Genomic DNA, 6711 nt, shown 5'->3' on the forward strand with positions numbered 1-6711 from the left:
AGTCGGAGTAATACGCATTGTGATGCGTCTGCAATCAACTGCCGGAGAGCACTGTCCCCAACTTTCATTTTCCAACACTCGGTCCGGTTCCGCAAACAACCAAGCGGAGCAGGAACTATGCTCGCCTTCATTGCCTTTCACCTTTTGTCGGTCGGCATCGGCTGTTCTGCCGTCCTCCGTGATCAGCCACGCTAAGGCACGCAGGAATTCGAAATATGCGAGCACATCTTCGATGAAGATGTTGGCGATGCAACGTTTCTCATCACAGTATTTGACAAGGTAGCCGTTGCGACCGCCGAGCCTGCTGCCGTTTAACCAAAGACCAAGTCTCGCTGTCCATGTCGGCAATCTCTCATGATTGGTGAGATCGGCGACGGCGTAACTGCGAAGCCGGCGGCGCTTCGCGTCCTCGGCTGTGAGCGTGATCTCGCGGCGCTTCGCCTCCGCCGCGATCTAGCCGCGCCGGCCGATTAACGCGTCAATTGGCGCAAGGTCATTGTCAGCGCGCAGCTTGAGATATTCGAGCATCGAGAAGCCTGCAGCAAGGATCGCCTGTCGGACCTTATGCAGCGCCTGCTCGATGGATCCCATTGGTGGTGCGGTCCTGACATAATCCGCAGTGAAATGCCCTTGAGTCTTCACGTCAGTAGGCGAGGATACGTGGTCGCAATTGAGGGCTGTACGAAACCTCGAAAAGTTGCGCGATTGTTGGCCAGTAAGGCAATCCATCCCGGTCACGCAAATGGTCAAACGGCAGCAGTCTTCCGAGGTCGATAAATTCAAGGGCATCGAAATTGGGCAGCCGGATCCACTTCTGGTTCTACCACACATCGCGTCGCGTCGAGTAGTGCGAACTGTTCGCCGGTCGCAGCTGCGAGAAATCGTTCCCCTGTCTGATACGACCGTCTATGAGATGGAACAGCGTGGCGAGTTCCCACGACGCTTCAATCTCACCGCCCGCTGTGTTGTTTGGGACTTGGCAGAAGTCGAAGCGTGGATCGAGGAGCGGCGGAATGCGTCATCTGTCGGAAAAATCAAGACCAAGCCTGCGCCTGACGTAAGACTACGAAAGGCAAGACCCGTCAAATCGGATCAAGGATAACCGCTGCCTCTGCAGGCGGCTGGAGTCTGGGCGTGTGCTTTTTGCCTGCCGCCCACGCATCGACCATGTCCGCCCATTCCTGCAGCATATGACGACGCTGCGGCTCATATTCAGCTCTGTTGTAGACACCTCGAGAGGACCGCCTGTCGTCGTGGGCAAGGCATTTCTCAATCCAGTCGCGATTAAATCCGATCTCGTTCAGGAGTGTTGAGCCGGTGCGCCGAAGGTCGTGCACTGTGAAAGGCGCGAGCGGAAAGTCTTGCTGCTTTGCCCGCTCGACAATCGCCGCGGTTACCCGATTGAACGTCGCGCGCGACATGGGCTCATCGGCATCGTAGCGGGACGGCAGCACATATCGGGAGTTCGCCGCACAAGTCTTGAGCGCGATCATGATATCGAGGGATTGCTGTGACAGGTAGACGTTATGCGGCTTCTTCCGCTTCATTCGCTCTTTTGGGATGCTCCAGACGGCGTTCTCGAAATCGACCTCGTCCCAAGTCGCCTCGAGTAGTTCACTCTTTCGGACCATCGTGAGCAGGATGAACTTTAGGCCGACCCGAATCGTCGGCAGCGTCGGCACGTTTTCCAACTCTTTCAGCATTATCCGGATTTCTGCAGGCGACAGAGCGCGGTCTTTCGCCTCGAACGTGGCAATTGAGGCTGGTCCCACCTCGTCCGCAGGGTTGGCGATCTTCTCGCCGTGCAGAATGGCGTAGCTATAGATCTGCTTCACGACATCGCGGATATGGACGGCGGTTGCCGGCGCACCACGATCCCTCACCTTTGCGCAGAGCGCCCGCAAGTCGTCAGGTGTTATTTCGGTTAGGAGTCTTTTTTCCCAAATCGGCAAAATGTCGCGATCGAAAATAGCCTTGCGCATCGAGCGGGTGCTATCCGCCATCTTCGCTTCCTTTAACCAGCGCTTGCCTTGATCCCCGAAGCTCGCCGTGCCTGACAGGCGACGCTTCTCGCGCTGCTTTTCTTGCGCCGGCGACTTTCCGGCTGCCACCATTTTTCGCGCGGCAAGGCAGCGGTCGCGTGCCTCTGCCAGCGTGAGACCTCCGTTCCCATATCGGCCCAGCGTCACAGTCTCTCTCCGACCATTGGTCCGGTAGTCGTACCGAAACGCAATCTGCCCAGTCGGAGACACCGCAGCGTACATACCGTCACGGTCGGCAACTTTGTACATTTTGTCTTTCGGTTTCAGCCGCTTAAGGGCAATATCTGTTAACATAATGACAGAGGATCGGATCACAACTTGGGTTTCTCGGCCGCCAATTTTACCGTCATTAATTTTACCGTCAACTGTTAGGAACGATCATTGTATTTCAATGCTTTGATGGGCAAGAAGTGAGTGCGCTTGCAATCGGCGGGACGACGGTATTGCATGGCAGGAAAGAGAACGCTGAAACGCATGCCGTCAAATTTACCGCCAAATGATTCCGCTTCCAGGCGATAGATGGCGATAGATGCAGTAAGGAAAACACACTTATTTCAGAGGCTTATACAACTCTGATCGATACTTACCGAAAGCTAGCTAATGATGCACCTTTATTCCCACTCGATGGTGCCCGGGGGCTTCGACGTAACGTCGTAAACGACGCGATTGATGCCTTTCACCTCGTTGATGATGCGGGTGGCGGCGGCGCCCAGGAAGTTCATGTCGTAGTGGTAGAAATCGGCCGTCATGCCGTCGACCGAGGTCACAGCGCGCAGCGCGCAGACGAATTCGTAGGTGCGGCCGTCGCCCATCACGCCGACGGTCTGCACCGGCAAGAGCACGGCGAAGGCCTGCCAGATGGCATCGTAGAGGCCGGCCTTGCGGATCTCGTCGAGGTAGATGGCGTCGGCCTCGCGCAGGATCTCCAGCTTCTCGCGGGTGATGCCGCCCGGGCAGCGTATGGCAAGGCCAGGACCCGGGAACGGATGGCGGCCGATGAAGCTTTCGGGCAAGCCGAGCTCTCGGCCCAGCGCCCTCACCTCGTCCTTGAACAACTCGCGCAGCGGCTCGACCAGCTTCATGTTCATGCGTTCGGGCAGGCCGCCGACATTGTGATGCGACTTGATCGTCACCGACGGGCCGCCGGAGAAGGAGACGCTTTCGATGACGTCGGGATAGAGCGTGCCCTGCGCCAGGAAGTCGGCGCCGCCAAGTTTCTTCGCCTCTTCCTCGAACACCTCTATGAACAGGCGGCCGATGGTCTTGCGCTTCTTTTCCGGATCGCTCTCGCCTTCCAGCGCCGAAATGAAGCGGTCGGAAGCGTCGACCAGGATCAGCGGCAGGTTGTAATGCTGGCGGAACATCTCCACCACGCTTTTCGCCTCGTCCTTCCGCATCAGGCCGTGGTCGACGAGGATGCAGGTCAACTGATCGCCGACCGCCTCGTGGATCAGGAGCGCAGCGACCGAGGAATCGACGCCGCCTGATAGCGCGCAGATCACCTTGCCCTTGCCGACCTGCTTGCGGATCGCCTCGACCGCCTGCTCGCGATAGGCAGCCATGGTCCAGCCCGTGCTGAGGCCGGCGATATGGTGGACGAAGTTGCTCAGCAGCCTCGCGCCGTCCGGGGTATGGACGACCTCGGGATGGAACTGCACCGCGTAAAACTTCCGTGCCTCGTCGGCAATCGCTGCGAAGGGCGCGCCGGTGGATGTGCCGACGATCTTGAATCCTTCCGGAATGGCGGTGACGCGATCGCCGTGGCTCATCCAGACCTGATGACGCGTGCCCCTGGCCCAGACACCGTCGAACAGCGCGCAGTCGTCCTCGATCTCCAGGAAGGCCCGGCCGAACTCGCGGTGATGGCCGGCCTCGACCTTGCCGCCGAGCTGAGCGCACATCGTCTGCTCGCCATAGCAGATGCCGAGCACCGGAATGCCGGACGAAAAGACCTCGTCGGGCGCGCGGGGCGAGCCGATGTCGACGGTCGAGTGCGGACTGCCCGACAGGATGACGGCCTTCGGCCGGATGCGGCGGAAGCCCTCCGCGGCTGACTGGAACGGAACGATCTCGCAGTAGACCCCGGCCTCGCGCACGCGCCGCGCGATCAGCTGCGTGACCTGGCTGCCGAAGTCGATGATGAGAACGGTGTCGGGATGTGTCGTCATGGCGAGCCTTTAAAGAAAGAACCGATTCGGCGCAATGGTGCGCGTTGCGGCGTTCGGTCCTTGCCAAAACGCCTAAAGCGCGTCGCGTCGAACGGGCCCAGGCGACGAGCTTCAAGTTTCATCTGATGCATGTCGTTCTCCCAAAACCGCTGCGCACTTTTGGGCGACATGCATTAAGTAAGGCCGATCGCGCCGGACGCAATCGCCTGCTCTAGCAGACCTATCGCCGCCGCCAGCTTCTCGTCGATGACGTGCAGATACTCGGTCCAGTCGCCGACATGCCTGAGATCGACCGCGCCGTCGGAAATACCGCGCAGGCCGATCAGCGGCACGCCGAACAGCTGGCAGGCGCGCAGGCAGGCGAAGGTCTCCATGTCGACCATGTCGGCGTCGATCGCGTCATAGGCGGCCCCGGTGACGATGGCGCCTCCGGTCGACAGCGTCGCGGTCCTGATGCCGGGAATGACGAAGGGCAGCGGCACCGTCACGGGCAGGTCGAGGAACGGCGTCGCGCCCTTCGCGAAGCCGAGCGGCGAAGCGTCGATGTCGCGGTAACTCACCGACACGGCCTGGTAGATTTCGGTCTGTTCGAGCGTTCGGCTTCCCGCGGAGCCTAGCGACACGACGAGATCCGGCAGCGCATTCTCGGCCTTCAACGTGGCGAGCTCGGCGCCGAGGCGCACGGCGGCCTCGACCGGGCCGACGCCGGTCATCAGCGGCGTGAACCGCTTTTTGAGATGCGGACCGTATTCGGCCTCGGCCGCCATGACGAAGAGGACGGATTTTTCCCCTAACCGCGCAACGCTGGCCATGGATCACCCCTCGATGCCGTCGCGGCCAACCACCGTCATCATTGTGCCGGTCATGGTGGCGATCAGCTTGGCCTCGCCATCGGCGGCGAAAGCATAGGCCTGGCCGTCGGCAACAATGATGGTGCGGCCTGGCTTGGTCACCGAGCCGCGGAACAGGAAGCGCTCGCCCTTCCCCGGTGCGAGCAGGTTGACCTTGAATTCGATGGTCAGCACGCTGGAATTCTGCGGCATCAACGAGAAGGCGGCATAGCCGCAGGCCGAGTCCAGCGCGGTCGAGATGACGCCGGCATGCAAGAAGCCGTGCTGCTGGGTGAGCGAAGGGGCATAGGGCATCTCGATCTCGATGATGCCGGGCGTGACCAGCGTCAGCTCCGCACCGATGGTGGCCATGGCCTTCTGGCGGGCAAAGGAAGTCCTGACGCGATCCTCATAATCGGGAACGGGTACGATTTTGGCTGCCATGGCCTTCGCCTCATTTTTGCTGGCGAAGCTTATTGCAGAGGCAGGCAGGACAGGCAATCGCTTATGTTGCAGCGCAGCAAATGCCGGCCGCCCTCATGCGGCCCTGCGCAGGGCGTGGAAATAGAACCCGTCAGTGCCACTGAGCGCCGGCGACAGTGAGATGCCACCGGCTTCGCCAATACGCGCAGCGCCCTCGTGGCCGGGGAAACGGCCGTCCCAGAGCTGGCGGTGGTCGACCGGCGCAAAATCGCCGTGGCGCTCGCGGAAGGCGGCGACCTGCTCGCCGTTTTCGGCATCGAACACCGAGCAGGTGATGTAGACGAGCAGCCCGCCGGGCTTCACGAAAGCCTGCGCCATGTCGAGGATCGCCTGCTGCTCACCTTTGCGGGCATCGAGCTGTCTGTCCGTCAGCCGCCACTTGGCGTCCGGGCGCCGCCGCCAGGTGCCGCTGCCGGTGCAGGGCGCATCGATCAGCACGAGGTCCATGTGACCGGTGAGCGGCGCGAGTTCCGCAGGCTTGCTGACGACCTGGATGTTGCGGCTGTGCGCGCGGCGGATGCGCTCGAAGATCGGCGCCAGCCGGACCTTTTCCGCATCATGGGCGAAGACCTGGCCGCGATTGTCCATCGAGGCCGAAAGCGCCAGGGTCTTGCCCCAAGAGCCCGCGCAATAGTCGAGCACCTGCATGCCTGGCTCGGCGCCGGCGAGCGCTGCTGCAAGCTGCGAGCCCTCGTCCTGCACCTCGAACCAGCCTTTCTGGAAGGCGGGCTCGGCCTGGACGTTCGGATGCCTGCCGTCGCCATTGATCGGCGGGATGCGAATGCCGTGCGGCGCGATTGCGGCAGGTGCTGCACCGGTGCCCTGGAGTTCCGCCAGCACCTTGCCGCGGTCTGCCTGCAGCGCATTGACCCTGAGGTCCAGCGGCGGGCGCATCGCGAGAGCCGCGCCCTCTTCGACCCAGTCATCGCCATAGGCGTGCTCGAGAAGCGGCGCGCACCAGTCCGGAACATCGGCCCGCACGGCATCCGGCGCATCGGCGAGCCTGCCGGAGGCTGCCGCTTTCAGTTCGGCGGCGCTGAGCAGCGGCGGCGCGAATTTGTCGCCGTCGAGAGCGTCATTCAGCGACCGCGCCGTCTGGCCCCATTCCAGCAGCAACGCGCCGAAGCCGATGGCGCGCGGCGTCTCCTCGCCGAAGAGCCAGCCGGCCGAGCGCTTGCGGCGCAGCGC

The 6711-nt window shown here is 61.7% G+C and carries 8 protein-coding genes; 1 reads left to right on the plus strand and 7 read right to left on the minus strand.

Features of this window, described 5'->3' with window-relative positions:
• Both EOA75_RS34560 and EOA75_RS34215 read right to left on the minus strand, forming a co-directional pair.
• On the minus strand, positions 1-348 hold a 348-nt coding region (locus EOA75_RS34560), incomplete at its 3' end, for a hypothetical protein (protein ID WP_206517040.1).
• 105 nt (positions 349-453) lie between these two features.
• Complete coding sequence (locus EOA75_RS34215; RefSeq protein ID WP_164746654.1) at positions 454-591, minus strand: hypothetical protein; 138 nt, start codon at positions 589-591, stop codon at positions 454-456.
• A gap of 256 nt (positions 592-847) precedes the next feature.
• Between EOA75_RS34215 and EOA75_RS26455 the strand changes: the two genes are divergently transcribed.
• A complete protein-coding gene (locus EOA75_RS26455; protein WP_091595894.1) occupies positions 848-1102 on the plus strand; it encodes an AlpA family phage regulatory protein in 255 nt (84 codons plus the stop codon).
• Here the strand turns inward: EOA75_RS26455 and EOA75_RS26460 are convergent.
• From EOA75_RS26460 to EOA75_RS26480, 5 genes are all read right to left on the minus strand, one after another.
• The gene (locus tag EOA75_RS26460; protein ID WP_091595769.1) at positions 1083-2336 is read right to left on the minus strand and encodes a site-specific integrase; all 1254 of its coding nucleotides are present in this window, start codon (positions 2334-2336) and stop codon (positions 1083-1085) included. The genes EOA75_RS26455 and EOA75_RS26460 overlap by 20 nt on opposite strands.
• Before the next feature lie 317 nt (positions 2337-2653).
• Positions 2654-4210 (minus strand): glutamine-hydrolyzing GMP synthase, encoded by a 1557-nt coding sequence (gene guaA, locus EOA75_RS26465; RefSeq protein ID WP_095776364.1) that lies wholly within the window; start codon positions 4208-4210, stop codon positions 2654-2656.
• Positions 4211-4383: 173 nt separating this feature from the next.
• Positions 4384-5022: a 5'-methylthioadenosine/S-adenosylhomocysteine nucleosidase gene (locus EOA75_RS26470; RefSeq protein WP_095825773.1), complete on the minus strand. Its 639-nt coding sequence runs from the start codon at positions 5020-5022 to the stop codon at positions 4384-4386.
• 3 nt (positions 5023-5025) lie between these two features.
• Complete coding sequence (locus tag EOA75_RS26475; protein ID WP_127325539.1) at positions 5026-5484, minus strand: PaaI family thioesterase; 459 nt, start codon at positions 5482-5484, stop codon at positions 5026-5028.
• 93 nt (positions 5485-5577) lie between these two features.
• Positions 5578-6711: RsmB/NOP family class I SAM-dependent RNA methyltransferase (locus EOA75_RS26480; RefSeq protein ID WP_164747571.1), on the minus strand; the 1134-nt coding region annotated here is incomplete at its 5' end.

Origin of the sequence: Mesorhizobium sp. M1A.F.Ca.IN.022.07.1.1, assembly GCF_003997575.1 — a bacterium.
In the GTDB taxonomy this organism is placed as follows: Bacteria; Pseudomonadota; Alphaproteobacteria; order Rhizobiales; family Rhizobiaceae; genus Mesorhizobium.